The organism is Micromonospora sp. NPDC048887 (assembly GCF_040649715.1).
Lineage (GTDB): Bacteria > Actinomycetota > Actinomycetes > Mycobacteriales > Micromonosporaceae > Micromonospora.
Window position 1 is genome coordinate 43,123 of the sequence record NZ_JBEZGA010000024.1, and the last position, 25,376, is coordinate 68,498.

The 25,376-nt window shown below is 72.8% G+C and carries 23 protein-coding genes; 11 read left to right on the forward strand and 12 right to left on the reverse strand.

Translation table 11 applies throughout. The annotated features are described in order from the left end of the window. Positions 1 to 15 precede the first annotated feature (15 nt). Genes AB0C17_RS27095 through AB0C17_RS27110 form a run of 4 tightly spaced genes read right to left on the reverse strand, consistent with a single transcriptional unit; the run spans position 16 to position 5,022 of the window. On the reverse strand, positions 16 to 1,497 hold the full coding sequence (locus AB0C17_RS27095) for a 2-hydroxymuconic semialdehyde dehydrogenase (protein ID WP_357481113.1): 1,482 nt from the start codon (positions 1,495 to 1,497) through the stop codon (positions 16 to 18). A gap of 20 nt (positions 1,498 to 1,517) precedes the next feature. Beyond that, complete coding sequence (locus tag AB0C17_RS27100) at positions 1,518 to 2,846, reverse strand: NAD(P)/FAD-dependent oxidoreductase (protein ID WP_357473258.1); 1,329 nt, start codon at positions 2,844 to 2,846, stop codon at positions 1,518 to 1,520. Continuing rightward, positions 2,843 to 4,123 carry a kynureninase gene (kynU, locus tag AB0C17_RS27105; protein WP_357473261.1) on the reverse strand — a complete coding sequence of 427 codons (1,281 nt, stop codon included), beginning with the start codon at positions 4,121 to 4,123 and terminating at the stop codon, positions 2,843 to 2,845. Before kynU ends, AB0C17_RS27100 begins: the two co-directional genes overlap by 4 nt. 14 nt (positions 4,124 to 4,137) lie before the next feature. Further along, positions 4,138 to 5,022, reverse strand: a complete 885-nt coding sequence (locus AB0C17_RS27110; RefSeq protein ID WP_357386303.1) for a tryptophan 2,3-dioxygenase family protein — start codon at positions 5,020 to 5,022, stop codon at positions 4,138 to 4,140. Between the two features lie 142 nt (positions 5,023 to 5,164). Here AB0C17_RS27110 and AB0C17_RS27115 point away from each other — a divergent pair, with 142 nt between their 5' ends. The 3 genes from AB0C17_RS27115 (at position 5,165) to AB0C17_RS27125 (ending at position 7,069) form a co-directional block, all read left to right on the forward strand. Further along, positions 5,165 to 5,605, forward strand: coding sequence for an Lrp/AsnC family transcriptional regulator (locus AB0C17_RS27115; protein WP_091423095.1), 441 nt, complete (start codon positions 5,165 to 5,167; stop codon positions 5,603 to 5,605). 78 nt (positions 5,606 to 5,683) lie between these two features. Then, entirely contained in the window at positions 5,684 to 6,193 is a 510-nt protein-coding gene (locus tag AB0C17_RS27120; protein WP_357386301.1) for a hypothetical protein, read from the forward strand. A 12-nt stretch (positions 6,194 to 6,205) separates the two neighbouring features. Then, positions 6,206 to 7,069: a class F sortase gene (locus tag AB0C17_RS27125; protein WP_357386300.1), complete on the forward strand. Its 864-nt coding sequence runs from the start codon at positions 6,206 to 6,208 to the stop codon at positions 7,067 to 7,069. A gap of 7 nt (positions 7,070 to 7,076) precedes the next feature. Here AB0C17_RS27125 and AB0C17_RS27130 read toward each other — a convergent pair whose 3' ends face one another. Continuing rightward, positions 7,077 to 7,616 carry an HNH endonuclease gene (locus AB0C17_RS27130; protein ID WP_357386298.1) on the reverse strand — a complete coding sequence of 180 codons (540 nt, stop codon included), beginning with the start codon at positions 7,614 to 7,616 and terminating at the stop codon, positions 7,077 to 7,079. Between the two features lie 207 nt (positions 7,617 to 7,823). Here AB0C17_RS27130 and AB0C17_RS27135 point away from each other — a divergent pair, with 207 nt between their 5' ends. The 3 genes from AB0C17_RS27135 to AB0C17_RS27145 all read left to right on the forward strand — a co-directional run bounded on the left by AB0C17_RS27135 (position 7,824) and on the right by AB0C17_RS27145 (position 10,971). Continuing rightward, positions 7,824 to 8,897 carry a mechanosensitive ion channel family protein gene (locus AB0C17_RS27135; RefSeq protein WP_357481093.1) on the forward strand — a complete coding sequence of 358 codons (1,074 nt, stop codon included), beginning with the start codon at positions 7,824 to 7,826 and terminating at the stop codon, positions 8,895 to 8,897. Between the two features lie 235 nt (positions 8,898 to 9,132). Next, positions 9,133 to 10,506, forward strand: coding sequence for an MFS transporter (locus tag AB0C17_RS27140; protein WP_357386294.1), 1,374 nt, complete (start codon positions 9,133 to 9,135; stop codon positions 10,504 to 10,506). Positions 10,507 to 10,584: 78 nt separating this feature from the next. Beyond that, entirely contained in the window at positions 10,585 to 10,971 is a 387-nt protein-coding gene (locus AB0C17_RS27145) for a globin (RefSeq protein WP_357386382.1), read from the forward strand. Between the two features lie 7 nt (positions 10,972 to 10,978). Here AB0C17_RS27145 and AB0C17_RS27150 read toward each other — a convergent pair whose 3' ends face one another. From AB0C17_RS27150 to ettA, 4 genes are all read right to left on the reverse strand, one after another. Further along, positions 10,979 to 11,563 carry a YbjN domain-containing protein gene (locus AB0C17_RS27150; protein ID WP_357386292.1) on the reverse strand — a complete coding sequence of 195 codons (585 nt, stop codon included), beginning with the start codon at positions 11,561 to 11,563 and terminating at the stop codon, positions 10,979 to 10,981. A gap of 131 nt (positions 11,564 to 11,694) precedes the next feature. After that, on the reverse strand, positions 11,695 to 12,357 hold the full coding sequence (locus AB0C17_RS27155) for a hypothetical protein (RefSeq protein WP_357386290.1): 663 nt from the start codon (positions 12,355 to 12,357) through the stop codon (positions 11,695 to 11,697). Further along, on the reverse strand, positions 12,354 to 12,797 hold the full coding sequence (locus tag AB0C17_RS27160; RefSeq protein ID WP_357386288.1) for a thioesterase family protein: 444 nt from the start codon (positions 12,795 to 12,797) through the stop codon (positions 12,354 to 12,356). The genes AB0C17_RS27155 and AB0C17_RS27160 overlap by 4 nt, the downstream gene beginning before the upstream one ends. After that, positions 12,790 to 14,466: an energy-dependent translational throttle protein EttA gene (ettA, locus tag AB0C17_RS27165; RefSeq protein WP_357386286.1), complete on the reverse strand. Its 1,677-nt coding sequence runs from the start codon at positions 14,464 to 14,466 to the stop codon at positions 12,790 to 12,792. Before ettA ends, AB0C17_RS27160 begins: the two co-directional genes overlap by 8 nt. A gap of 209 nt (positions 14,467 to 14,675) precedes the next feature. Here ettA and AB0C17_RS27170 point away from each other — a divergent pair, with 209 nt between their 5' ends. The 4 genes from AB0C17_RS27170 (at position 14,676) to otsB (ending at position 19,475) form a co-directional block, all read left to right on the forward strand. After that, the gene (locus AB0C17_RS27170) at positions 14,676 to 14,957 is read left to right on the forward strand and encodes a hypothetical protein (protein WP_052165697.1); all 282 of its coding nucleotides are present in this window, start codon (positions 14,676 to 14,678) and stop codon (positions 14,955 to 14,957) included. After that, a complete protein-coding gene (locus tag AB0C17_RS27175; RefSeq protein WP_210898559.1) occupies positions 14,950 to 15,336 on the forward strand; it encodes a hypothetical protein in 387 nt (128 codons plus the stop codon). The genes AB0C17_RS27170 and AB0C17_RS27175 overlap by 8 nt, the downstream gene beginning before the upstream one ends. A gap of 141 nt (positions 15,337 to 15,477) precedes the next feature. After that, a complete protein-coding gene (locus tag AB0C17_RS27180) occupies positions 15,478 to 16,878 on the forward strand; it encodes a trehalose-6-phosphate synthase (protein WP_013288079.1) in 1,401 nt (466 codons plus the stop codon). Beyond that, positions 16,875 to 19,475, forward strand: a complete 2,601-nt coding sequence (gene otsB / locus AB0C17_RS27185) for a trehalose-phosphatase (RefSeq protein WP_357386281.1) — start codon at positions 16,875 to 16,877, stop codon at positions 19,473 to 19,475. The genes AB0C17_RS27180 and otsB overlap by 4 nt, the downstream gene beginning before the upstream one ends. Before the next feature lie 230 nt (positions 19,476 to 19,705). On the opposite strand, the gene cobA is transcribed toward otsB, so the two are convergent. From cobA to cobC, 3 genes are read right to left on the reverse strand one after another with little or no spacing between them, the layout of a single operon-like run. Next, complete coding sequence (gene cobA / locus AB0C17_RS27190) at positions 19,706 to 20,956, reverse strand: uroporphyrinogen-III C-methyltransferase (RefSeq protein ID WP_357386279.1); 1,251 nt, start codon at positions 20,954 to 20,956, stop codon at positions 19,706 to 19,708. Further along, positions 20,953 to 22,023 carry a nicotinate-nucleotide--dimethylbenzimidazole phosphoribosyltransferase gene (gene cobT / locus AB0C17_RS27195; RefSeq protein ID WP_357386380.1) on the reverse strand — a complete coding sequence of 357 codons (1,071 nt, stop codon included), beginning with the start codon at positions 22,021 to 22,023 and terminating at the stop codon, positions 20,953 to 20,955. Before cobT ends, cobA begins: the two co-directional genes overlap by 4 nt. Beyond that, positions 22,023 to 23,105 carry an Rv2231c family pyridoxal phosphate-dependent protein CobC gene (gene cobC, locus AB0C17_RS27200; RefSeq protein ID WP_357386277.1) on the reverse strand — a complete coding sequence of 361 codons (1,083 nt, stop codon included), beginning with the start codon at positions 23,103 to 23,105 and terminating at the stop codon, positions 22,023 to 22,025. Before cobC ends, cobT begins: the two co-directional genes overlap by 1 nt. A 121-nt stretch (positions 23,106 to 23,226) precedes the next feature. Between cobC and AB0C17_RS27205 the strand changes: the two genes are divergently transcribed. Further along, positions 23,227 to 25,359, forward strand: a complete 2,133-nt coding sequence (locus AB0C17_RS27205) for a transglycosylase domain-containing protein (RefSeq protein WP_357386275.1) — start codon at positions 23,227 to 23,229, stop codon at positions 25,357 to 25,359. Positions 25,360 to 25,376 lie beyond the last annotated feature (17 nt).

Sequence of the window (25,376 nt, forward strand, 5' to 3'; positions counted from 1 at the left end):
GCTCACTCCTCGCGCTCACGTCAAATCCACGCAGACATTCGTCAGTTCGGAGTAGAAGTCGAGCGAGTGCACGCCGCCCTCGCGGCCGACACCCGACGCCTTCACCCCGCCGAACGGGGTGCGCAGGTCGCGCAGGAACCAGGTGTTCACCCAGACGATGCCCGCGTCGAGCCGGGCACCGGCCCGGTGCGCCCGGCCCACGTCCCGCGTCCACACCGTCGCCGCCAGGCCGTAGGCGGTGCCGTTTGCGAGCGCGAACGCCTCGTCCTCGTCGTCGAACGGCGCGACGTGCACCACCGGGCCGAAGATCTCCTCCTGGTTGGTGCGGGCGTCCGGGCCGAGCCCGGTGAGCACCGTCGGCTGCACGTACGCCCCGCCGTCGCGGGCGTCGCCGAAGCGCGGCACGCCGCCCCCGGCGCGCACCTCGGCGCCCTCGGTACGGGCCAGCGCGTAGTGGCCGAGCACCTTGTCCCGGTGACCGTGCGAGATGAGCGGCATGTTCGCCGTCGCCTCGTCGTCCGGCCAGCCGTACGCCAGCTCGTCGGCGCGCTTGGCCAGGCGGGCGGTGAACTCCTCGAACACCGGCCGCTGCACGTAGACGCGTTCGGTGCAGAGACAGACCTGGCCGCCGTTCGTGAAGCTGGACCGCACCGAACCGGCGACCGCCGCGTCCAGGTCGGCGTCGGCGAAGACCAGGCCGGCGTTCTTGCCGCCCAGCTCGAAGCTGACCGCCTTCACCCCGTCGGCGGCGGCGCGCATGATCGCGCTGCCGGTCGCCGACTCGCCGGTGAACGTGATCGCGTCCACGCCCGCGTGCCGGGTCAGGTGCTCACCGGCCGAGCCGGGCCCGAAGCCGTGCACCAGGTTGAACACGCCCTCCGGCACGCCCGCCGCGGCCATCACCTCGGCCAGCAGCGTGGCCGAGGCGGGGGTCTCCTCGCTGGGCTTGACCACCACGGCGTTGCCGCAGGCCAGGGCCGGGGCGACCTTCCAGGTGAGCAGCAGCAGCGGCAGGTTCCACGGCACGATGACCGCCACCACGCCGACCGGCTTACGGACCGCGTAGTTGAGCGCCCGCCCACCGGTCGGTGTGACGGTGGTGAACGACTCGGTGGGCGCGGTCGCCACGATCTCCGCGAACGCCCGGAAGTTGGCAGCGCCGCGCGGGATGTCGAGCGTACGGGCCTGCGAGATGGACTTGCCGGTGTCCGCCACCTCGGCGGCGACCAGGTCGTCGAAGCGCCGTTCCAGCTCGTCGGCGACCCGGCGGAGCACCTCGGCGCGCTCCCGCTCGCCCATCCGGCCCCACGGGCCGCGCAGCGCCGCCCGTGCCGCGGCGACCGCGTCGTCCACAGTCGACTGCGACGCCTCGACCACCTCGAACACCGGCTCGCCGGTGACCGGGCTGCGCTTGGTGAACCGGGAGCCGGCGTCGACGAACTCGCCGCCGACGAAGTTGCGCAGCAGGCCGGGGCCGTCCGGCGCGTGCCCGGTCATCAGCCGGGGATCCCAGAGCGTCATCGCCGCCGCCCCAGCGCCGCGCGGACACCACCGGCCAGCAGCGCCAGCGCGCCGGCCGCCACCGCGCCGACCACCGCGTACTGCGCGCGCACCCGGCGGCGCACCTGCGCGTACGGGGTGGTGGAGAAGGAGACCAGCTCGTACTGGGAGACGTAGCGGCCGGGCAACGCCCGCTCCAGGGCGTGCTCGACCTGCTTGCGGGTGCGGAACACCGGCGAGGCGACCTTGTCCCGCATCTCCACGAAGTTCGCCAGCGCCATCCGGGCGATCGCCTCCGCGTTGTCCTGGCGGCGGTGCTGGAACAGCGGCAGCGCGGCGGTCCACTCGTCGTCGCACTCGTCCAGGCAGCGGTCCAGCTCGACCACGTCCTCGAACGCGCAGTTCGCGCCCTGGCCGTAGAACGGCACGATGGCGTGCGCGGCGTCGCCGATCAGGCCGACCTTGCCGGCTACCTGCCACGGCGTGCAGCGCACCGTGCCGAGCACACCGACCGGGTTGTGCTGGTAGTCGTCGACCAGGTTCGGCGCGAGCGGGACCAGGTCCGGGTAGTGGGTGGCGAAGAACTGCTCGATCGCGGCCGGGCTGCTCAGCGACGCGAAGCTGCGGGTGCCGTGGGTGGGCCAGAACAGCGTGCAGGTGAAGGAGCGGTCCGGGTTCGGCAGCGCGATCATCATCGAGGTGCCGCGCGGCCAGATGTGCAGCGCGCCCGGGTCGAGCGCGAACTCCCCGCCCAGCGGCGGGATGGTCAGCTCCTTGTAGCCGTAGTCGAGGAAGTCGAGGCTCTCGGTCAGGCCGCCGTACGCGAGCAGCTGCCCGCGCACCGCGGAGCCGGCGCCGTCGGCGCCGAGGACGACCGAGGCGGTGGCGGTGACCTTGCCCTGCGGCGTCTCGAACGTCATCTCGCCGCCGAGCGGGTCGAGGCCGACCAGCCGGTGGTCGAACGCGACGCGCACGTTCGGCAGCGCGGCGGCGGCGTCGAGCAGCGCGTTGTTCAGCGCGCCCCGGCTGATCGAGTTGATCGCCCGGTCCCCGGAGCCGCTGTACGACTGGAACTCCGGCTCGCCCTCGACCGGGTGGATCATGCGGCCGCGCATCGGCAGCGCGTCCGCCATCACCTCGTCCTCCAGGCCGATGCGGCGCAGCGCGTCCAGGCCGCGCTCGGACAGCGCCAGGTTGATCGACCGGCCCCGCTCGACCGTGCCGGTACGCGGGTCGGGCCGCCGCTCGTAGAGGGCCACCGGATAGCCGCGCCGGGCCAGGTAGCAGGCCAGCAGGCAGCCGGCCAGTCCGGCGCCGACCACAGCGATCTCGTCGCGCTCTCTCACGAGCCCTCCTTCTCGAACGTTGCCGCCAGCGCCTCGGCGACCCGCCAGCAGTCGTGGTACGTGGAGTACAGCGGCACCGGCGCGAACCGGACGATGTCCGGCTCCCGGGCGTCGGCGACCACGCCGTGCTCGTGCCGCAGCCGCTTGGTCAGCTCGTTGGCGCTACCGACGCCGATCCGCACCGAGAGCTGGCAACCGCGCCGGGCCGGGTCGCGCGGGGTGACCACGGTGAGCGGCCGGCCGGGCGTCACCTCGTCGAGCAGCTGCTCCAGCCAGGCGGTCAGCCGCAGGCTGCGCTCACGCAGCGCCGGCATGCCGACGGAGTCGAACAGCTCCAGCGAGGTACGCACCGGGCCCATCGCGAAGATCGGCGGGTTGGAGATCTGCCACGCCTCGACGGTGGCCGGGGGCCGGGACACCGGGGTCATCTCGAACCGGGTGGCCGCCTCGGTGCTCCACCAGCCCTCGAAGCGCTGGATGGACGGATCGCCGAGGTGCCGCTCGTGGACGAAGACGCCACCGAGCGCGCCCGGCCCGGAGTTGAGGTACTTGTACGAGCACCAGGCGGCGAAGTCGACGTCCCAGTCGTGCAGCGCCAGCGGCACGTTGCCGGCGGCGTGCGCCAGGTCCCAGCCGACCACCGCGCCCGCCGCGCGGCCGGCGGCGGTGATGGTGGGGATGTCCATCAGCTCGCCGGTCAGGTAGTTCACGCCGCCGAGCATCAGCAGCGCCACCGTGTGGCCCTCGCGGGCCAGGAAGTCCAGCACGTCCTCGGTGTCGAGCGTGTCGGAGCCGGGGCGCGGCTTGAGGCGTACGACAGTGGTGTCCGGGTCCAGGCCGTGGAAGCGGGCCTGGCTGCGCACCGCGTAGCTGTCCGAGGGGAACGCGCTGTCCTCGATGACGATGCGGGTGCGCTCGCCGGCCGGCCGGTAGAAGCTCACCATCAGCAGGTGCAGGTTGACGGTGAGGGAGTTCATCACCACGGTCTCGGCGGGCAGCGCGCCGACCAGGCGGGCGGCCGGCGCGGTCAGCAGCTCGTGGTACGGCAGCCAGGGCCGCTCCGACTCCAGGTGCCCCTCCACGCCCAGGCGCTGCCAGGCGTCCAGGTCGGCGAGCAGCTCGTCCCGGGTGGCCCGGGGCTGAAGGCCGAGCGAGTTGCCGGCGAGGTACGCCGTGTCGGGGTAGCGCCCGCCGTCGGCGGGCGGGATGTGGAACAGGTGCCGGTGGCCGGGGTCGGCGGCGTCGCGGCGGAGGGCTTCGTTCTCGGGGGTGTGCATGCTGTTCTCTCTCGTCACATCGCGGTGCGGGCCGACCACAGCTCCGGGAAGACCACCCGGGCCATGCTGCGCTGCAACCATGCCAGTCCGGCGGAGCCGCCGCTGCCGACCTTGGCGCCCATGGTGCGCTGCACGGCCTTGACGTGGTTCCAGCGCCAGTCGCCGAACTCCTCGGCGATCTCGGTCAGCGCGTCGCCGAGCAGGCGCAGGTGGTTGTCCGGGCCGTTGTCGCCGTAGATGCGGACCCAGGCCGCCTCGATCGCCGGGTGCGCCTCGTGCTCGGCGTTCACGTCCCGCGACAGCAGTTCGGCCGGTACGTCGAAGCCCTTGCGGGCCAGCAGCGCCACCACCTCGTCCCAGAGGCTCGGCGTGGCCAGCGCGGCGGTCAGCTCGTCGTACACCTCGGTGTGCCGGCGGAACGGGCGGATCAGCGCCCGGTCGCGCAGGCCGAGCAGGAACTCCAGTTGCCGGTACATCGCGGACTGGAAGCCGGAGCCCTCGCCGAGCCGGTCGCGGAAGCGGTTGAAGTCGGCCGGGCTCATCCAGCGCAGGCCGTGCCAGGCGGCGTTGAGGCCCTCCAGGTGCAGAGCGGCGCGGCGCAGCGGGGGCAGCGCCTCCCAGATCCGGTCCTCGCGCAGCTCGCGCTTGGCGTGCCGCAGCTCGTGGCAGGTCAGGCCGAAGTACAGCTCCATGATCTGGCTGACCATCAGGAAGGACATCTCGCCCGGGTCGTCGCTGAGCGGCTCCTGGAGCCGGTGCAGCGTGCTGGCCCGTACGTACGCGTCGTACGGCACGCGGTCGGCGAACTCCAGGGTCGGCTCGCCGCCGTTGCGCGCCGCCCGAGCCGCCCGTTCCTGCGGGGTTACCGGGCGCACCGCCGTCGTCTGTTCCACAGTCATTCTCCGTCCGTGCGCGGGGTAGACGTCATGATCCCGCTGGTGGGCGGCCGAATGGAATGCCTGTTCAACGGCGGTATGGTGGTCTCACTTGGCGAACCGAAACCATCTCGCGTCGCCCTCTTTACGGAAGGAAGGTCCGCGCGTGGACGACATGGACTGGGCGCTGCTGCGCGAGCTCCAGGCCGACGCCCGGCTGTCGTACAGCGAGTTGTCCCGCCGGGTCCACCTGTCCCCGCCCGCGGTCGCCGAGCGGGTGCGGCGGCTGGAGGAATCCGGCGTGATCACCGGCTACCACGCCCACGTCGACCTCACCCGGGCCGGGCGCACGGTGCTCGCGCTGATCCGGATGTCCTGCTACGGCGCGCGCTGCATCCTCAACGACCCCGACGTCGCGGGCTGGCCGGAGATCATGGAGATCCACCGGATCACCGGGGACGCGTGCAGCATGCTCAAGGTCGCCGCGACGAACATGGGCGAGTTCGAAGAGGTCATCGACCGCCTCGCGCCGTACGGGCAGCCGTCCAGCACGATGGTGCTCTCCACCCCGCTGGCCTGGCACCCGGTGGTCAAGGCGCCTCGTTAGCTTCCCCCACCTCCCGGGAACACAGCCGCCGCTGCCCGTCAGTGGTCCGGCGCACCGTCGCGCCGGGAGGGGGGAACCATGCGAGGGCTCGTGTCACATCGTGCGTTGTCGTCCCTGCTGGGCCTGCTCGGCCTGGTCGCGGCGTTCGTCCTGACCACCGCGCCGCCGGCCCGGGCCGGGGAGAGCGTGTTCATCGAGGTGACGCCGAACAGCGTCCAGGCCGGTTCCCGGGTCAACCTGCGGGCCGGCTGCGACAACAGCAACAACCGCCAGGCGCAGGTCACCTCGGACGCCTTCGGGCGGGTGACGCTGCGGCCGGACAACGGCTTCCTCACCGGCTCGGTCACAGTGCCCGGGAACAAGGCGCCCGGCGACTACCCGGTGAACCTGGACTGCTCCAACGGCAACACCGCCTCGACCATGCTCACCGTGCTCAACATGGCGCAGCCGAGCAAGGGGCCGGCGACCGGCGGCGGTGGCACCGCGGGCAGCCGGGGCACGGGCTCGCTGCTGCTGGTCGGCGGTCTGGTAGCGGTGGCAGTGGTGGCCGGTGTGAGCGCCCGCCGCAAGACCGGCGGCCGCGTCTGACGGGGTGCCGCGATGGCCCGCTCATCACGCCGCCGGGACCGTACCGGCCCGGCGGCGGACCGCACCGGCCGCCGCGCCGCCGCCCGCCGGTCGCGGGGGCGTACCGGACGGCTCCGGGCCGCGCTGCGGCTGACCGCCGGGGCCGCGCGCCGGTTCGCCCACATCGCCGGGCACGCGTTCTCGGCCAGCGTCGCCACGGCGGATCCGCAGTCCCGGCCGGTTCCGGCCCGCGCCGCCCGGACCACCACCCGCCGGTACGCCCCGAGCCGGCACCCGGGTGTCCCGGTGCTCGTGGTGGCGAGCGTGATGGCGCTGATCGTGGCCATGCTCGGCGTGGAACGGGTGACCGGGGTCAGCGTGCTGCCCGACCGGATCGTCGCCGGTCTGCGCCCGCCGCCGAAGAAGTTCCCGGTGCTGCCGGCCAGTCCGCCGACGGACCTGAGCATCGGGAAGCTGGACCTGCGCGCGCCGGTGCACCGGGTCGGCATCGCGCCGGACGGCAGCATCGCGGTGCCGGACGTGGAACGGGCCGGTGAGGTCGGCTGGTACGACCAGGGCCCCACCCCCGGCCAGTACGGCCCGGCGGTGCTCGTCGGCCACGTCGACACCACCACCGGGCCGGCCGTCTTCCACGGGCTGCGGGAACTCGACGACGGCGACCGGATCGAGGTGACCCGCCAGGACCGCTCGGTGGCGGTGTTCGAGGTGACCTCGATCGAGCGGTACGGCAAGGAGAAGCTGCCGGTGGAGGACGTCTACGGCGACTTCAGCCGGCCCGGCCTGCGGCTGATCACCTGCGGCGGGCGCTGGGTCGGCGGCGAGACCGGGTACGCGGACAACCTGGTGGTCTACGCCTCGCTGGTCAAGGCGCGCTGAGCGCCGGTCAGGCCGCCTCGGGCTCGGGCTCGCGCAGGTCGAGCCAGTCCGCCCAGCGCGGGTCGGGGGCGCGGTGCCCGAGCACCCGCCAGGCGGTCCCCTTGGGCGCGGCCGGCAGGTGGTGCAGCCGCCAGCCCAGCTCGGCCGGCGTCTTGTCGCCCTTCGTGTGGTTGCACCGGGCGCAGGCGGCGACCACGTTCTCCCAGGCGTGCCGGCCGCCCCGGCTGCGCGGGAACACATGGTCGATGGTCTCGGCCGGCCCCCGGCAGTACGCGCACCGCCACCCGTCGCGGGCGAACACGGCCCGCCGGGACAACCCGACATGGGTGCGGTACGGCACCCGGACGTAGCGGGTCAGGCGTACCACAGAGGGCACCGGTAACGCGTTGCGCGCACTGTGCAGGATGCCCTCGCCGTCGGCGACGCAGACCGCCTTGGCGGAGAGGACGAGGATCGCGGCACGACGCACCGACACGACGCACAGGGGCTCGTAGGTGGCGTTGAGAACGAGTGCACCGGAGCCCGCCGTGGGTCGTATGTCAGGCATCGCGCTCACCCTCCCGGTCCAGCCGCTCCCGCCGCCCGCGCGCCGGAACCGCCCGCGAACAGCGCGGAACAGCTCCGACGCCGGCTGGATCACCGACGTCCGTTGCGCCAATAGTCCCTGATCGCGCCCTCGATTGCACGTACTAATCCCGGCTTCCCCCGGGCAGCGGCACTTCGCCGTGGTGGCGATGTCCGCCGCCGCCCGCCCGTGCGGTACGAAAGCACTGTGAACGTCTCCGACCTGATCTCCGCCGTGGTGTCCGCCCTCTCCGACCGGCGCCCGGACTGCCAGGGCAGCAGCTCCTGCGAGTTCCTGTACCGGCTCACCGGCTCCGCCTGGTTCGCCGAGAGCAGCTACTGGGTCCTGCTGAAACCGCTGCGGGTCGCGTTGATCCTGGTGATCGCGGTGGCCGCCCGGTGGGCGCTGCACCGGACCATCAACCGGCTGGTGCGGACCACCACCGACGGCGCGGTGCCGACCATGCTCCGCCCGCTGCGCGAGCGGATCCCCAGCGCCACGCTGGACCCGAACCAGTTCGTGCCGGAGCGGCGGCGGCAGCGGGCCGAGGCGATCGGGTCGGTGCTGCGCAGCATGGTCACCGCGTTCGTCTTCGGCATCGCGCTGCTGATGGTGCTCAAGGAGTTCAGCTTCGACCTGGCCCCGCTGCTGGCCAGCGCGGGCATCGCCGGCGTGGCGCTCGGCTTCGGCGCGCAGAGCCTGGTCAAGGACCTCATCGCCGGCCTGTTCATGCTGATCGAGGACCAGTACGGCGTCGGCGACACGGTCGACCTGGGCGAGGCGACGGGCGTGGTCGAGGCGGTGGGGTTGCGGGTCACCACCGTCCGGGACGGCCGCGGCGTGCTCTGGTACATCCGCAACGGCGAGATCATCCGGGTCGGGAACAAGAGCCAGGGCTGGGCGCTGGTGGTGGTCGACCTGCCGATCGGGTTCGCCTCCACCGAGGAGGCCACCGCTGTGCTGCGTACCGCGGCGGCGTCGGTGGCGCTGGACCCGGAGCTGGCGCCGAAGATCGTCGAGGAGCCGGAGGTGCTCGGCGTCGAGCAGATCACCGTCGACGGCGCGGTGATCCGTACCGTCGTCAAGACCACCGCGGACGGCCAGTTCGCGGTCGGCCGCGAGCTGCGCCGCCGGCTCGCGGAGGCGCTGGAGAACTCGGGGATCGTCGCGCAGATCGCGGCCGCCCGGCTGTTCCCGGGCCTGCCGGTCCAGCCGCCGGCGCCGCCCGCCACCGAGGGCACGGGGACCGGCGGACCCACCTGAGTCGCCGGACGAGCCGGACAATTTCCGGGGGTCGCGCGCCGCGCGGCCCCTCGGGTATCGTCCGTTCGGTTCAGTCGGAGATGCGACGATCAATCCGTTCGCCCTAGCCAGTTGTCAGACGATCGGGCAGAATCCGGTGCACACGCTCCACCGGGGAGCGTGCTCGTGTCCTCGCTGATCGGTTGATCTGACGACGGTTCCCGGTCGGGCCATCACAAGTGGTCGACCAGGAACGATGGAGGCGACGGTGTCCGACGCGCGACCCGCCCAGGAGAGCCCGGCCACCTTTCGGGACGTCTTCGGCCAGTCGGAGTTCCGCGTCATCTTCGCCGCCAACACCCTCTCCTGGGTGGGTGACTACCTGGCCCGCGCCGCGGTCGCCGTGCTCGTGTTGCGCGAGACCGACTCGGTAGCGCTCTCCGCCGCCGCGTTCGCCGCCAGCTACCTTCCCTGGCTGGTCGGCGGCCCACTGCTCTCCGCGCTCGCCGAGCGGCACCACTACCGGCGGGTCATGGTGGTCTGCGACGTCCTCCGGATGGCGCTGATGGCGCTCGTCGCGATGCCCCGGATGCCGACCTGGTCGATCTTCGCGCTGATCTTCCTGGCCACGCTCGCGAACCCGCCCAGCCAGGCGGCGCGGTCGGCGCTGATGCCGCACATCCTGACCGGGGACCGGCTGGTCGTGGGCCTGTCCGCGTTGACCAGCGCCGGCCAGGCCGCCCAGGTCGTCGGCTACCTGATCGGCGCCACAGTGGCGGCGCTCAACCCGAACATCGCGCTGCTCGTCAACGCCGTCACCTTCGCCGTGTCGGCCGCGCTGGTCCGCTTCGGCATCCGCGAGCGGCCACCGGCGATGGCCGAGGTGCACCGCAGCCACCTGCTGCGGGAGACCGTCCAGGGCTTCCAGATCGTCTTCGACCGGCCGGTGCTGCGCGCCATCGCGGTGCTGGTGTTCAGCGCGATGCTCTTCTCGATCGTCCCCGAGGGGCTGGCCGCGGGCTGGGCCGCCGACCGCGCCGACGGCCGGATGAACACCGGCACCGCCCAAGGGCTGATCATGGCCGCCGTGCCGGTCGGCTACATCCTCGGCGGGCTGACCATCAGCCGGCTCGTCGGCCCGGCCCGGCGGCTGACGCTGATGCGACCGTTGATGATCATCGCGCCGGCGACGCTCGTACCCGCGCTGTTCAACCCGCCACCGACGGTGGTGGCGCTGCTCGCGGCCGGGTGCGGCTTCGCCGTCGCCGGGCTCGTCCCGATCGCCAACGGCCTGTTCGTGCAGGCGCTGCCGGACGGGTTCCGGGCCCGGGCGTTCGGCGTGATGGCCAGCGGCACACAGATCATCCAGGGTGCCGCGGTGCTGGCCACCGGCGCGCTCGCCGAGCGGTTCTCGGTTCCGGCGGTGGTCGGTGCCTGGAGCGCGGCCGGGGTGCTGATCATGACCGGGGCGGCGCTCGCCTGGCCCCGGCCACAGGTGATCAACGAGGCCATCGAGACCGCCCGCGCCGAGTCCTCGGCCGCCACCGGGGTCGCGCACGCGCACCCGCCCGGCCCGGCGCCGGGTGACCGCAACCGCGAACCCGGCCGGCACCGGCACGCGGTGACGTGATCCGCGCCGCCCGGCGGGCGGGCGCGGGTGCCGGGGCGCACCTGGCAGGATGGAAGCGTGACTTCCCCAGGCGAGTCGATGACCCTCTTCGAGGCGATCGGCGGCGAACCGGCCTTCCGCAAGCTGGTGGACGAGTTCTACGCCGGCGTCGCCGACGACCCGCTGCTGCGGCCGATGTACCCGGAGGAGGACCTCGGCCCGGCGGCGGACCGGCTGACCCTGTTCCTCATGCAGTACTGGGGCGGCCCGCACACCTACTCGGAGCAGCGCGGCCACCCGCGGCTGCGGATGCGCCACGCACCGTTCCGGATCGGCGCGGCCGAGCGGGACGCCTGGCTGCACCACATGCGCCGGGCGGTGGACACGCTCGACCTGCCGCCGCAGCTCGCCGCCGCGCTCTGGGACTACCTGGAGCGGGCCGCCTATTTCATGGTGAACGTGATGGAGGACCCGGCCGCGGGCTGAGCCCGGCTCAGAGCAGGGCACCCTCGTCGTGCAGCCAGTCGACGAACGTCACGGCGACCGCGGCGCCGCAGTCGAGCATCTCGACCAGCAGGGCGTCGTGTGCGCCGGCGCCGAGCGGGACCTGCAACTCGGCGTAGATCGGGAGCTGACCGCGTTCGGTCGGGTCGCCGATGTACGCCTTGCAGAAGCGCCGGGTGTGGTTCCACTCGTTCACCACGCGGTAGGCCCGGTCGGCCCAGTCCGGTGGGACCGTCGCGTGCGGGCGGGCCCGCATCACCAGGATCTCGTCCTCCGGACCCTCCAGCGCGACCAGCACCGCGTGCCGCTCCCACATGGCCAGCAGGTTGCCGTCCCCGTCGGCCAGATAGCGCACGTCGAGCAGGTCGAGCGCGTCGCAGACCCGGCTCAGGGTGACCGGCGCGACGGTGGCCGGCATGTCCGCGAGGGCCGGCCGCTCGGGTGGCGCCACGTCGTCGCCCGGAGGGCGGGGGGCCGGCGGCCCGACCCGGATGGTGTCATCCACTGTGGTCCCGCTTCGAGTCTCCGGCTCCCCGCCAACGGCGGGACCAGGGCGCCATGACCACCACGGCATCGCTCGCGCACCTCACTCCCCAGCGGATCCGGACGCCTACGGTGCGTTGGATCCGAGGATGGACGGTACCCGGACAGGCGGCGTGAGGCATCCCCCCAACGACCGCCCCAGGCCGGAAGGACGACATGGGGTCATCCTTTCGGATGACCTACCGTCGGCCTGAGTGCAAGATCGGCAACGGTCCGCGACCAGACCGCCCCGAACGGACCGACGAGCCCGACCCATCGGCCCGCACTGCGCACCTGAACGTCGTCCTCGCCGGTGCCGAGGAAACCCATCCGGACCAGGCCCTGCACCAGCCGCTGCGACACCTCCACCGGGGTGCGTGGCGCCTCGTCCGGGGTCACCACCACGGCGACGTGGTCCAGCAGCGCATCCCGGAGCACCCGCTGCCCGACCGCGCGGCCCGCCACGCCGTGCACGGCGGCCTCGCGCAGCGTCCCGGCCGCCGCCTCCGCGATCCGGCGCACCTCGGCGCCGGGCAGCGCCTCCACGGCCCGGCTCGCGGCCGGTGGAAGCTGCCACCGCCAGCCGTCGTCCCGGCGTACCGGAAGAGACGTCCCCCCGGCGGAGAGTTCGGCAAGCAGTTCCCCCGCCGCCACAGTGACGTCGGCGGGGGCAGTGCCGGGCACGGTACGGACCACGAGCACCCCCCACGGCAGACGCGCCCAGAGGGCGGTACGGCCCGTGTCCGGCACCGGCCGCAGCCGGACCACTGTGGCCGGGTCGAACCGGACCAGCCGGGCCAGGAAGGCCCCGGCGTCGGCCGTCCCGGTCAACCCGTGCCCGGTCATCCGCTCAGCCCCGGCGCGTAGCGGAGCAGGAACGCCCGCTCCTCCGGTGAGATCCGGCGCGGGCGCTGCGCCGTCAGGTCGAACGGCACCAGCAGCGACCGGGCGGTGCCGGCCAGCGTGTCGCCGTCGTACAGCTCGTACGCGACCGAGAAGGAGGCGGCCCGGATCTGGTCCACCCACAGCTCGATCCGCACCGCCGGCGCGGCCTCCGCGCTGGCCCGGCCCAGCGCGTAGTCGACCGGGCGCAGGTAGTCGACCTCGTGCCGGCGGATGACCACACCGTCGGCGAACGAGCCCACCCCCCACGCCCGGCCGCCGGCGAACATCATCGCCACCCGGGCCTCCTCGTAGAGCGTGAGGAAGCGGGCGTTGTTGACGTGGCCGTACGCGTCCAGGTCGGACCAGCGCAACGCGCAGTGGTAGACGAAGCGGTCAGTCACGGGTGAGCTTGCGGTAGGTCACCCGGTGCGGCCGGGCCGCCTCGGCGCCGAGCCGGTCGACCTTGTTCTTCTCGTACGCCTCGAAGTTGCCCTCGAACCAGAACCACTTGGCCGGGTTCTGGTCGTCGCCCTCCCAGGCCAGGATGTGCGTGGCGACCCGGTCCAGGAACATCCGGTCGTGGGAGATCACCACGGCGCAGCCGGGGAACTCCAGCAGCGCGTTCTCCAGGCTGGACAGCGTCTCCACGTCCAGGTCGTTCGTCGGCTCGTCGAGCAGGATCACGTTGCCGCCGATCTTGAGCGTCAGCGCCAGGTTGAGCCGGTTGCGCTCGCCGCCGGAGAGCACCTTCGTCGGCTTCTGCTGATCCGGGCCCTTGAAGCCGAACGCGGCGATGTACGCCCGGGACGGCATCTCGACCTTGCCCACCATGAGGTGGTCCAGCCCGTCGGAGACGACCTCCCAGACGGTCTTGTCGCCGTCCAGGCCCTGCCGGTTCTGGTCGACGTACGACAGCGAGACCGTCTCGCCGACCCGGACCGAGCCGCTTGTCGGCTGCTCCAGCCCGACGATGGTCTTGAACAGCGTGGTCTTGCCGACGCCGTTCGGGCCGATGATGCCGACGATGCCGTTGCGGGGCAGCGAGAACGACAGGTTGTCGATCAGCACCCGGTCACCGAACGCCTTGGTCAGGTTCTGCGCCTCGATGACCGTGTTGCCCAGGCGCGGGCCCGGCGGGATCTGGATCTCCTCGAAGTCCAGCTTCCGGGTCTTCTCCGCCTCGGCGGCCATCTCGTCGTAGCGGTCCAGACGGGCCTTGGACTTGGTCTGCCGCGCCTTGGCGTTCGAGCGGACCCACTCCAGTTCCTCGGAGAGGCGCTTCTTCATCTTGGCGTCGCGGCGGCCCTCGACGGAGAGCCGGGCGGCCTTCTTCTCCAGGTAGGTGGAGTAGTTGCCCTCGTACGGGTAGGCCCGGCCGCGGTCCAGCTCCAGGATCCAGTTGGCCACGTTGTCCAGGAAGTACCGGTCGTGGGTGATCGCCAGGACGGTGCCCGCGTACTTGGCCAGGTGCTGCTCCAGCCACTGCACGCTCTCCGCGTCCAGGTGGTTGGTGGGCTCGTCGAGCAGCAGCAGGTCCGGCGCCTCCAGCAGCAGCTTGCACAGCGCGACCCGGCGGCGCTCACCACCGGAGAGCTGGGTGACGTCGGCGTCCGGCGGCGGGCAGCGCAGCGCGTCCATGGCGAGTTCGAGCTTGGAGTCGATGTCCCACGCGTCGGCGGCGTCCAGCTCCTCCTGGAGCTTGCCCATCTCCTCCATCAGCTCGTCGGAGTAGTCGGTGGCCATCTGCTCGGCGATGGCGTTGAACCGCTCCAGCTTGGCCTTGGTCTCGGCGACCGCCTCCTCGACGTTGCCGAGGACCGTCTTCTCCTCGTTGAGCGGCGGCTCCTGGGCGAGCATGCCGACGGAGTAGCCGGGCATGAGCCGGGCCTCGCCGTTGCTCGGCCGGTCCAGCCCTGCCATGATCTTGAGGAGGCTGGACTTACCGGCGCCGTTCGGACCGACCACCCCGATCTTGACACCCGGCAGGAAGTTCAGCGTCACGTTGTCGAGCACGACCTTGTCGCCGTGCGCCTTGCGCGCCTTGTCCAGGACGTAGATGAACTGGGCCACGGTGCGGGCTACCTCCGTCGGTTGCGATCGCGGGCTTGTCGGGTGCGGGGCGCGGCGCCGATCTGCGCCAGCCGCCGCCGGCCGGGAGCCGGCCGCACGCCGCCGTCAATCCTGACAGGTACGGACCGCCACGCCCACATCACCCCACCCCAGGGGTACGGCGGCGTGCCTCGTTGCAGCCCTCGGTACTACTCATTACCGTCGACAGTATGACCAAGAAGATCGCCATCAGCGTCCCCGACGACGTGGCCGAACGACTGGCCCAGGAGCAGAACGTCTCCGCGTTCGTCACCGAGAGCGTGCGGCAGCGGATGGCGGGAGAGCGCACCCGGCGCGCGCTCCGGCAGGTCGGCTTCCGGCTGTCCGACGGCGGGCTCGCCGACGCGGGCCACGCGCTCGACGAGGCCCAGGCGAAGATCACCCCAGAACTGCGCGCCCGGGCGGCCGAGTTGCTGAGCGAGTCGTCGCGTGGACGGCTGACCCGTGACTGACCCCGGGCTGGTGCTCGACACCGCCTGCCTGCTGGCCTACTCGGACGGCACCGAGGCGGTCGGGGAGCAGATCGCGTCGGTCGCGGACCGGGGACAGACGGTGATCGTGCCGGCGCTGTGTCTTGCCGAGGCGTACCGGCAGGTGGCCGTGGACGGCTGGCGCCTGCTGGACATCCTCGGCGATCTCGACCACGTGGTCGTCACCCCTGTCGCGCACGACATGTGCATGTTCCTCGGCGGCTGGTCACGCACGCTCCTCAGCATGGACCTCGCCCAGGTGGCGCTGGAGGCCGCGCGGGCCACCACGCCAATCATGAGCGACCGGCGGGAACTGCTCGGTGAGGTGCTGCCCAAGGAGTGGCCGATCATCGACCTCTGAGCCGCCGGTGTCGACAAGATCACGCGATGGATTCGGCGGTTCTGGGACGGGTAGGTAACTCCGGCACGGGGGATCAGAAGCCGCAGCTACGCTCAGTACGCTCATCGCGGTGGACCCGTCAGTACCCGGAGGTAGCCGATCGTGACCGTCCGTAGCTCCTTTGTCGTAGTGGCCAACCGCCTGCCGGTCGACGAGGTGAGCACACCCGAGGGGCGGCAGTGGCGGCGCAGCCCCGGCGGGCTGGTCACCGCGCTGCACCCGGTCCTCGCCGAGCACCAGGGCACCTGGGTGGGGTGGGCCGGCGGCACCGGCGCCGCGCCCGAGCCGTTCGACCTGGAGGGCATCCGGCTGCACCCGGTGCCGCTGAGCGCCGAGGAGCTGGAGCGCTACTACGAGGGCCAGTCGAACGCGACGATCTGGCCGCTCTACCACGACGCGGTGGAGACGCCCGCCTACAAGCGGCGCTGGCGCGAGGCGTACCGGCTGGTGAACGCCCGGTTCGCGGAGGCCGCGGCGGACGTGGCCGCCGAGGGCGCCACCGTCTGGGTCCAGGACTACCAGCTCCAGCTCGTGCCGGCGATGCTCCGCGAGCTACGGCCGGACCTGCGGATCGGCTTCTTCCTGCACATCCCGTTCCCGCCGATCGAGCTGTTCATGCAGATGCCGTTCCGCACCGAGATCCTGCGTGGACTGCTCGGCGCGGACCTGGTCGGCTTCCAGCAGCGGCTGGCGGCGCAGAACTTCGTCCGGCTGGCCCGGCACCTGCTCGGCCTGCGCTACGAGGGCCAGATGATCCAGGTCGACGGCCGGCAGGTGAAGGCGGGCGCGTTCCCCATCTCGATCGACACGAAGGAGATGGAGCGGCTGGCCGAGGACCCGGCGATCCAGGCCCGCGCGAAGCAGATCCGCGAGGAGCTGGGCAACCCGAAGACGATCATCCTGGGGGTCGACCGGCTCGACTACACCAAGGGCATCGAACTCCGCCTCAAGGCCTTCCGCGAACTTCTTGCTGACGGAAAGTTGACAGTTCCCGACGCGGTTATGGTGCAGGTCGCCACGCCCAGCCGCGAGCGGGTGGAGCACTACCAGGCACTTCGGGTGAAGGTGGAACGCGAGGTAGGCCGGATCAATGGTGAATTCGGCCGGGTCGGCGTGCCTGCGGTGCATTACCTGCATCAGTCGTACAGTCGCTCCGAACTGGCCGCGATGTACGTCGCGGCCGACGTGATGATGGTGACCCCGCTGCGAGACGGAATGAATCTGGTGGCCAAGGAGTACGTCGCATCGCGCGCCGACCAGGGCGGCGCGCTCGTGCTCAGTGAGTTCGCCGGCGCCGCCACAGAGCTGCGCCAGGCGTTCCTGTGTAATCCGCACGACCCGGACGCGGTGAAGGACGCGTTGCTACGGGCCGTGCACGTCGAGAAACCCGAAGCCCGCCGCCGGATGCGCGTCATGCAGCGCCATCTGCGCAGCCACGACGTGGGCCACTGGGCCAAGTCGTTCCTCAGCGAGCTCGGCGTCCCCGATACGGAGGCTGCGTGACCCCGCCCGCCACCGCCGCCGCCCACGGCGGCGTGCTGGATCCCGAGCTGCGCGCCGCCATCGGCCGCATCGCCCGGGTCCCGCAACTCCTGGTCGCCTGCGACTACGACGGCACGTTGGCGCCGATCGTCGAGGATCCCAGCAAGGCCGTGCCGCTGCCCGAGTCGGTGGCGGCCGTACGCGCGCTCGCCGCGCTGCCGCAGACGAGCGTCGCCGTCGTCTCCGGTCGCGCCCTGCGCGACCTGGCCACACTCTCCCGGCTGCCGAGCGAGGTGCACCTGGTCGGCAGCCACGGCTCGGAGTTCGACATCGGCTTCGTCGAGCGGCTCAGCCCCGAGCTGATCGCGGCCCGGCACCGGCTCCGCGAGGCGCTGCGCGAGATCGCCGCCGAGCACCCGGGCATCCGCCTGGAGCGCAAGCCGGCGAGCGTGGCGGTGCACACCCGCGGCGTCGACCCGCACGTCGCCGCCCGGGCCGTCGAGGCGGTCCGCAGTGGCCCCGCGACCTGGGAGGGCGTGACTGTCACCCAGGGCAAGGAGGTCATCGAGCTGTCGGTGGTGGTCACGAACAAGGGCACCGCCGTCGACCAGCTCCGCACCCAGCTCGCCGCGAGCGCGGTCCTGTTCATCGGCGACGACGTCACCGACGAGAACGCGTTCGGCAACCTGACCGGCCCGGACGTCGGCATCAAGATCGGTCCCGGGGAGACCCGCGCCGACTACCGGGTGTCCGAGCCGATCGAGGCGGCCCGCGCGCTGGGTCTGCTGCTGGAGACACGGCGGCACTGGCTGTTCGGCGAACGGGCGGTGCCGATCGAGCGGCACTCGATGCTCGCCAACGGCCGTACCGTCGCGCTGGTCACGCCGGAAGCCAAGATCACCTGGCTGTGCCACCCGAAGCCCGACTCGGCGGCGATCTTCGCCGACCTGGTCGGCGGCAGCCCGGCCGGGCACTTCACTGTCGGTCCGGAGCGCGGCGGCATCCCGCTGGGGCAGCGCTACCGCAGCAACACGATGACTGTCGAGACCCGCTGGTCCGGCCTCACCGTGACCGACTGGCTCGACCTGCCGGCGCGGGAGACCACGCCGGACGACCCGGCCGTGGTCAGCGGCGACTCGACACTCGTCCGGGTGCTCACCGGCACCGGGCGGGCCCGGATCGAGTTCGCGCCGCGTCCCGAGTTCGGTCAGGTGGCGGTGCAGCTCCAGCCGCTCGACGACGGGCTGCTGGTGCTCGGCTCCAACGAGCCGGTCGCGCTGCACTCCCCCGGCGTCGAGTGGGAGGTCACGAGCGACGCCGGGTACGAGACCGCGAAGGCGGTGGTCGACCTGTCGGCGGCCGGCGGCCAGGTGGTGCTGGAGCTGCGCTTCGGCACGCAGAGCCTGGAACCGCACCGGCTGCCGGTGCACGAGCGGCAGGCCGCCGCCGAGCAGCCCTGGAAGGACTGGGTGGCCTCGCTGCGACTGCCGGCCACCGCCCGGGACCTGGTCGCCCGCAGCGCGCTGACGCTGCGGGGGCTCTGCCACGAGCCGACCGGCTCGATCCTCGCCGCGGCCACCACGTCGCTGCCGGAGGAGCTGGGCGGTGTCCGCAACTGGGACTACCGCTACTGCTGGCTGCGGGATGCCGCGATGACCGCACGGGCGCTTGTCGACCTCGGCTCGACCGAGGAGGCCGAAGGGCTGCTGCGCTGGATCGACGGCGTGGTCGAGCGCACCGGCGGGCACCCGGAGCGGCTGCACCCGCTCTACACAGTGGACGGCTTCGAGCTGGGCGCCGAGGCGGTCATCGACACGCTGCCCGGCTACGCCGGCTCCCGGCCGGTACGCGTCGGCAACCTCGCCAACCACCAGCTCCAGCTCGACGTCTTCGGCCCGGTCGCGGACCTGATCGCGGCGGTGGCCGACGCCCGGGGCTCGATCCGCGAGGACGAGTGGCGGGTGCTGGAGAACATGGTCGAGGCGGTACGCCGCCGCTGGCACGAGCCCGACCACGGCATCTGGGAGGCCCGCCTCCCCCCACGGCACCACGTCTTCTCCAAGGTCATGCTCTGGATGACTGTGGACCGGGCGCTGCACGTCGTGCGGCAGCACGGCGGCGAGGACCGGCCGGAGTGGGTCGAGCTGCGCGACCGGATCGCCGCGAACGTGCTGGAGCACGGCTGGCACCCGGAGGCCGAGGCGTACAGCGTCGCCTACGGCTACGAGGAGATGGACGCCTCGTCGCTGTGGATCGGCATCTCCGGGCTGCTCGCCGGCGACGACCCGCGCTTCCTCTCCACCGTGCTCAAGATCGAGGCGGAGTTGCGCAGCGGTCCGGTCGTCTACCGGTACCACTGGGACGACGGCCTGCCCGGCCGGGAGGGCGGCTTCCACATCTGCACGTCGTGGCTGATCGAGGCGTACCTGCGCACCGGCCGCCGCAGCGATGCCGAGGAGCTGTTCACCCAGATGGTCGACACGGCCGGGCCGACCGGGCTGCTCCCGGAGCAGTACGACCCGCTGGCCGAGCGCGGGCTGGGCAACCACCCGCAGGCGTACAGCCACCTCGGCCTGGTCCGCTGCGCCCTGCTGCTGGACAACATGCTCAAGCAGTGACCTGACCGAAGCACCGGGGACGGCGGCGGGAGACCAACGGTCCCCGCCGCCGTCCCCGTTCCACCCCACCTCGGCCGCCGGGCCCACCCCGGCCCGGCGATCTTGCACTTGCTGCCCCGGCGAAAGGGGTATAGCGGGCACCAGGCGGGCACCAAGTGCAAGATCGGCGCCATCGGGCGGGGCGGGTTCGGGCGAGAGCGCGCGGGTCGGGCGAGGGAGCGCGGGCGGGGTCAGGCGGGGGCGTCGGGGGTCAGGGCGTGGACGACGTCGCCCAGCACCACGATCGCGGGTGGGCGCAGGGCGGCGGCCTCGACGTCGGCGGCGACAGTGGCGAGCGTGGAGCGCAGCGTGCGCTGGCCCGCTGTGGTGCCCTCCTGGATCACCGCGGCGGGAGTCTGCGCCGGTTTGCCGTGCGCGATGAGTGTGGCACTGATCGCGGCGAGGTTCTTCAGGCCCATCAGGATCACCAGCGTGCCGCGCAGCCCGGCCAGGGCGTCCCAGCGCACAAGCGACGCGGGCGCGTCGGGGGCGAGGTGCCCGGAGACCACCGTGAACTCGTGCGCCACGCCCCGGTGGGTCACCGGCACGCCGGCCACCTCGGGCACCGCGATGGCGCTCGTCACGCCGGGCACCACTGTCACCGGTACGCCCGCCTCGGCGCAGGCGAGCAGTTCCTCGCCGCCACGCCCGAAGACGTACGGGTCGCCGCCCTTGAGCCGTACCACCACCTTGCCGGCCCGGGCCCGGTCGACCAGGATCCGGTTGATCTCCTCCTGGGCACGCGACGGCCCGTACGGGATCTTGGAGGCGTCGACCAGCTCGACGTCCGGCCGCAGTTCGTCCAGGAGCAGGCCGGGCACGAGCCGGTCGGCGACGACCACCTCGGCCTCGGTGAGCAGCCGCCACCCCTTCACGGTGATCAGCTCCGGGTCGCCCGGCCCGGCGCCGACCAGCGCGACGCGGCCGCCGGTGTTAACAGGGGTCCCTTCCTCTACCGCAGGCGTTAACGGGGGGCCCTTCCTTGCGAGCAACTCGCGGACGGCGTCGCGGACGGCCATCGCTCGGCGGGGGTCGCCGCCGCCGAGGACCGCCACGGTGACCGGGCCGTGCCGGGTCACCGCAGGGGTCCACGCGCTCGCCGCCGACCTGTCGTCGGCGCGGACGCAGAAGATCCGCCGCTCGGCCGCCGCGGCGCTGACCGACGCGGCGGCGGCCCGGTCGTCCACCGCCACCTGGACCAGCCACGCGCCGTCCAGGTCGCCGGGGACGAACCGGCGCGGCTCCCAGTGCAGCCGCCCGGCGTCGACGTGCGCGCGCAGCGCCGGGGTCAGCTCGGGCGACACCAGCAGCACGTCCGCGCCGGCGTCGAGCAGCGCCGGCACCCGCCGGGTGGCGACCGCTCCCCCGCCCACGACGACCACGCGCCGCCCGTCCAGCCGCAACCCCAGGGGGTACGGGCTGGGCGGCGTCGGCCCTGTCACTTCTCCGCCACCCCGGCGGAGTCGAACGTGGCGACCTCGTGCAGGACCCGGACCGCGCCGGTGACCACCGGCAGGGCGAGCAGCGCCCCGGTGCCCTCGCCGAGCCGCAGCCCCAGGTCGATCAGCGGCTCCAGCCCGAGGTGCCGCAGCGCCGCCGTGGCGCCCGGCTCGGCGCTGCGGTGCCCGGCGACCATGGCGCCCACGGCGTCCGGCGCGAACGCGGCGGCGGCGAGCGCGGCGCTGACCGCGATCACGCCGTCGAGCAGCACCGGCACCCGCCGGGCGGCGGCGCCGAGGATCAGGCCGGCCAGCGCGGCGTGCTCCAGCCCGCCGACCGCCGCGAGCACGCCCAGCGGGTCGGCCGGGTCGGGCTCGTGCCGGGCCAGCGCGGCCCGCACCACCGCCACCTTGCGGGCGTACGTCTCGTCGTCGACCCCGGTGCCCCGGCCGGTGGCCGCCTCCGCGTCCACGCCGGAGAACGCGGCGATGAGCGTGGCCGACGGGGTGGTGTTGCCGATGCCCATGTCGCCCGTGAGCAGGATGCCCGCCCCGGCGTCGATCAGCTCACCGGCGACCCGGATGCCGGTCTCGACAGCCGCGCGGGCCTCGTCAGGGGTCAGCGCGGCGGTGACCGTCATGTCCCGGGTGCCGGGGCGGATGTTCGCCGGCACCAGGCGCGGCCCGGCCGGGTCGGCGGACTCGGCGCCGGGGATCGGGGTGGCCACGCCGACGTCCACCACCGTGACCGAGGCGCCGGCCTGGCGGGCGAACGCGTTGACCACCGCGCCGCCGGCCAGGAAGTTGGCGATCATCTGGGCGGTGACCTCCTGCGGCCACGGGGTCACGCCCTGGGCGTGCACGCCGTGGTCACCCGCGAAGATCGCCACCGCGGCGGGCTCGGGCAGCGGCGGCGGGCAGGCGCCGGCCAGCCCGGCGAGGCGTACCGAGAGCGGTTCCAGGGCGCCGAGCGAGCCGGCGGGCTTGGTCAGCCGCCCCTGCAACTCGCGGGCCGCCGCCATGGCGGCCTCGTCCAGCGGCCGGATCGCCGCGACTGTGGGCTCCAGCATCATGCCTCCAGGATCCGTGCCAGCGTCTCGATGAACGCGTCTGTGGTGCCCCGGTCGCGTACGGCGATCCGGAGCCAGTCCGGGCCGAGCCCGGGGAAGGTGTCGCCCCGGCGTACCGCCCAGCCGTGAGCGCGCAGCCGCTCGCGTACCTCGGCGGCGCCGGCCGTGTGGATCAGCACGAAGGCGGCGGCGGGGCGGCCCGCCACGCGTACCCCCGGCAGGCCGGACAGGCGGGCCACCAGGTGGTCGCGGTCGGCGGCGAGTTCGGCGGCGATGGCGCGTTCGGCCGCGACGGCGGCCGGCGCGGCGCAGGCGGTGGCGGCGGCGAGCGCCGGGGTGGAGACCGCCCAGAGCGGCTGCGCGGCGGCGAACCGGGCCAGCAGCGCGGCGTCGCCGAGCAGGTAGCCGATCCGCAGCCCGGCCAGGCCCCAGGTCTTGGTGAGGCTGCGCACCACCACGAGGCCGGGCAGGTCGCGGCGGCCGGCGAGCGATTCGGGCTCGCCGTCGACTCCGGGTGCGGCAGTGGTGTCGGCGAACGCCTCGTCGACCACGAGCACCCGGCCGGGGCGGGCCAGCGCGGCGATCGCGCCCGCCGGGTGCAGTACCGAGGTCGGGTTCGTCGGGTTGCCGATCATGACCAGGTCGGCGTCGTCCGGGACGCGGGCCGGGTCCAGGCGGAAGCCGTCGGCCGGGTCGAGCAGCACCCGGTCCACCCGGTGCCCGGCGGCCCGCAGCGCGGCCTCCGGCTCGGTGAACTGCGGGTGCACCACCACCGGGTGGCGGACGCCGGAGAGCGCGCGGGCGATCAGGACGAAGCCCTCGGCGGCCCCGGCGGTGAGGAGTACCTCCTCCGGGGGTCGCCCGTGCCGGTGAGCGACGGCGGCGCGGGCGGGCGCCGGGTCCGGGTACGCGGCCAGGCCGCCCAGGGCCGCGGTGATCGGGTCGGCCAGCCAGTCCGGCATCGGGGCGCGGCGCACGTTCACCGCGAGGTCCACCAGGCCGTCGGTGGCCTCGGCGTCCCCGTGGTGGCCCAGGTCGGGCTCGTCGAGCGCGGCGGCGCTCCCGGTCGGTGGTGCGGGCATGTCCGCGATCCTGCCGGGTAGCCGCCGCCCGGGACAGCGCATCCCGGCGTGGGTCGCGTCACGGTCCGCCGGTTTATGAGTTCTTCTCATTTCCGAATCGGAAATGTCATAGCTTGACCCCGTGAGCAGTCGTTCCCTTGCTTCCGCAGGCCGTCTCGTTCCCCTACTCCGCGCCGGGCTGATCGCCGGCATCGTGGTCGCCGCCGCCCTCTATCCGCTGGTCGCCGTCACCGGCCTCGGGGCCAAGGCCACCGCGCACGCGGTGGAACAGAAGACGAACATCCTCAAGACCGCGTTGCCGGCCGAGACCTCGTACGTCTACGCGCCGGACGGCAAGACGGTGCTGACCATGTTCTACGAGGAGTACCGGCAGTACACCAAGATCGAGAACATGTCGCCGAACGTCCAGCAGGCGATCGTCGCCGCCGAGGACAACCGCTTCTACCAGCACCACGGCGTCGACCCGAAGGGCGTGGCGCGTGCCTTCGTCTCCAACGCCCAGTCCGGCGGCGTGTCCCAGGGCGCGTCGACGATCACCATGCAGTACGTGCGGATGGCGCTGCGGGACAGCGCGACCACGCCCAAGGAGGTCCAGGAGGCCACCCAGCAGACCAGCCTGCGCAAGGTCAAGGAGATGCGCATGGCGCTGGACATCGAGAAGCAACTGAGCAAGGAACAGATCCTGGAGCGCTACCTCAACTCGGCCTACTTCGGCCACCGCGCGTACGGGATCTACGCCGCCTCGCAGATCTTCTTCTCCAAGACCCCTGCGACGCTCAGCCCGGTCGAGGCGGCCACGCTGGCCGGGCTGGTGAAATCGCCGTCGGAGTACGACCCGATCACCTCCGACCAGAAGGACGCCACCGGCCGGCGCAACTACGTGCTGGACAACATGGCCCGCCTCGGCTACCTGTCGCCGGACGCCGCAGCCGAGGCCAAGAGCCAGCCGATCAAGCTGAAGCTGACCGACCCGCCGAACGACTGCGCCGCGATCGACGGCGGCCACCGCAGCTGGGGCTTCTACTGCGACTACCTCAAGAACTGGTGGAGCGCCCAGCCCGCGTTCGGCGAGAACCGGCTGGAACGGATGGACAAGCTGCGTCGCGGCGGCTACCGGATCGTGCTCGCGCTCGACCCGAAGACGCAGGAGGCGGCGGAGAAGAACGTCGGCGCCAAGGACAACACCGGCAGCCCGTTCGCCAACGGGATCGTGGTCGCCGAGCCCGGCACCGGGCGGATCAAGGCGATGGCGGTGAACCGGAACTACTCGCTCGACCTGGCCGAGAACCCGAACAGCTCGAACCCGGAGGCCGGGCCGAAGGTCAAGGCGAACTATCCGAACACGGTGGCGCCGCTGCTCGGCGGCGGGACGCTCCCGGGCTACCAGGCCGGTTCGACGTTCAAGATGTTCCCGATGCTCGCCGCGCTCAACGCGGGAATGCCGCTGTCCACCGCGTACGACTCGCCGTACACGTACAAGTCGGCCGTCTACGACGGGTGGGCGCCGTCGAACGCCAGCGGCGCGATGACCGGGCGGCAGACCATGTGGTCCGGCTTCGGCAAGTCGGTGAACACGTACTTCGTCCAGCTGGAGGAGAAGATCGGCGCGGACGCCGGGGTGCGCCTGGCCGAGCAACTGGGGCTGCGCTGGCGTACCGACGTGGACAAGGAGCAGGCGTCGCCGGGCAAGGCGAAGAAGTGGGGCGCGTTCACGCTCGGCGTCTCCGACGCCACCCCGCTGGAGATGGCGAACGCGTACGCGGCCATCGCCGCCGACGGGCGCTACTGCGAGGCCATCCCGGTCAACGCGATCATGAACCGGGACGGCACTCCGGCCACGTACACCACGCCGGGCGGGGTGCAGCGGGAGGTGGCCAAACCGCGATGCCGGCAGGTGGTGAACGCCGACGCGGCCCGGGCCGCCACCGACGCGGCCCGGTGCCCGACCGGCGACACCCCGGCCAAGGGGAGCTGCGGCGGCTGGTCGACGGCCGACAGCGTGCGGGGTACGGTCGGCCGCCCGGTCGCCGGCAAGACGGGTACGACGGACAGCACCCGGTCGGCGTGGTTCGTCGGCTACACGCCGGAGCTGGCGGCGGCGAGCTTCATCGCCGACCCGGACAATCCGTTCAACGCGGTGGGCGACGGGCAGTCCCAGATCCCGGTGAACGCGGTGGCGCAGACCCTGCGGGACTCCCTCAAGGGCCAGCCCACCCGCCAGTTCACCCCACCCTCAGACCAGATAGTCGGCTGACCCACCCCGTCCCGCCC

Bases quoted from the DNA above. Each gene is read 5' to 3' on its own strand.
- AB0C17_RS27145 (WP_357386382.1), top strand. From the start codon at position 10,585: ATGACCCTCTTCGAGGCGATCGGCGGCGAACCGGCCTTCCGCAAGCTG.
- kynU (WP_357473261.1), bottom strand. From the start codon at position 4,123: ATGCACACCCCCGAGAACGAAGCCCTCCGCCGCGACGCCGCCGACCCC.
- AB0C17_RS27150 (WP_357386292.1), bottom strand. From the start codon at position 11,563: ATGCCGTGGTGGTCATGGCGCCCTGGTCCCGCCGTTGGCGGGGAGCCG.
- cobT (WP_357386380.1), bottom strand. From the start codon at position 22,023: ATGCTGGAGCCCACAGTCGCGGCGATCCGGCCGCTGGACGAGGCCGCC.
- AB0C17_RS27125 (WP_357386300.1), top strand. From the start codon at position 6,206: ATGGCCCGCTCATCACGCCGCCGGGACCGTACCGGCCCGGCGGCGGAC.
- AB0C17_RS27155 (WP_357386290.1), bottom strand. From the start codon at position 12,357: ATGACCGGGCACGGGTTGACCGGGACGGCCGACGCCGGGGCCTTCCTG.
- AB0C17_RS27110 (WP_357386303.1), bottom strand. From the start codon at position 5,022: ATGACTGTGGAACAGACGACGGCGGTGCGCCCGGTAACCCCGCAGGAA.
- AB0C17_RS27140 (WP_357386294.1), top strand. From the start codon at position 9,133: ATGGAGGCGACGGTGTCCGACGCGCGACCCGCCCAGGAGAGCCCGGCC.
- AB0C17_RS27130 (WP_357386298.1), bottom strand. From the start codon at position 7,616: ATGCCTGACATACGACCCACGGCGGGCTCCGGTGCACTCGTTCTCAAC.
- AB0C17_RS27170 (WP_052165697.1), top strand. From the start codon at position 14,676: ATGACCAAGAAGATCGCCATCAGCGTCCCCGACGACGTGGCCGAACGA.
- AB0C17_RS27095 (WP_357481113.1), bottom strand. From the start codon at position 1,497: ATGACCGGGCACGCGCCGGACGGCCCCGGCCTGCTGCGCAACTTCGTC.
- cobC (WP_357386277.1), bottom strand. From the start codon at position 23,105: ATGCCCGCACCACCGACCGGGAGCGCCGCCGCGCTCGACGAGCCCGAC.
- AB0C17_RS27120 (WP_357386301.1), top strand. From the start codon at position 5,684: ATGCGAGGGCTCGTGTCACATCGTGCGTTGTCGTCCCTGCTGGGCCTG.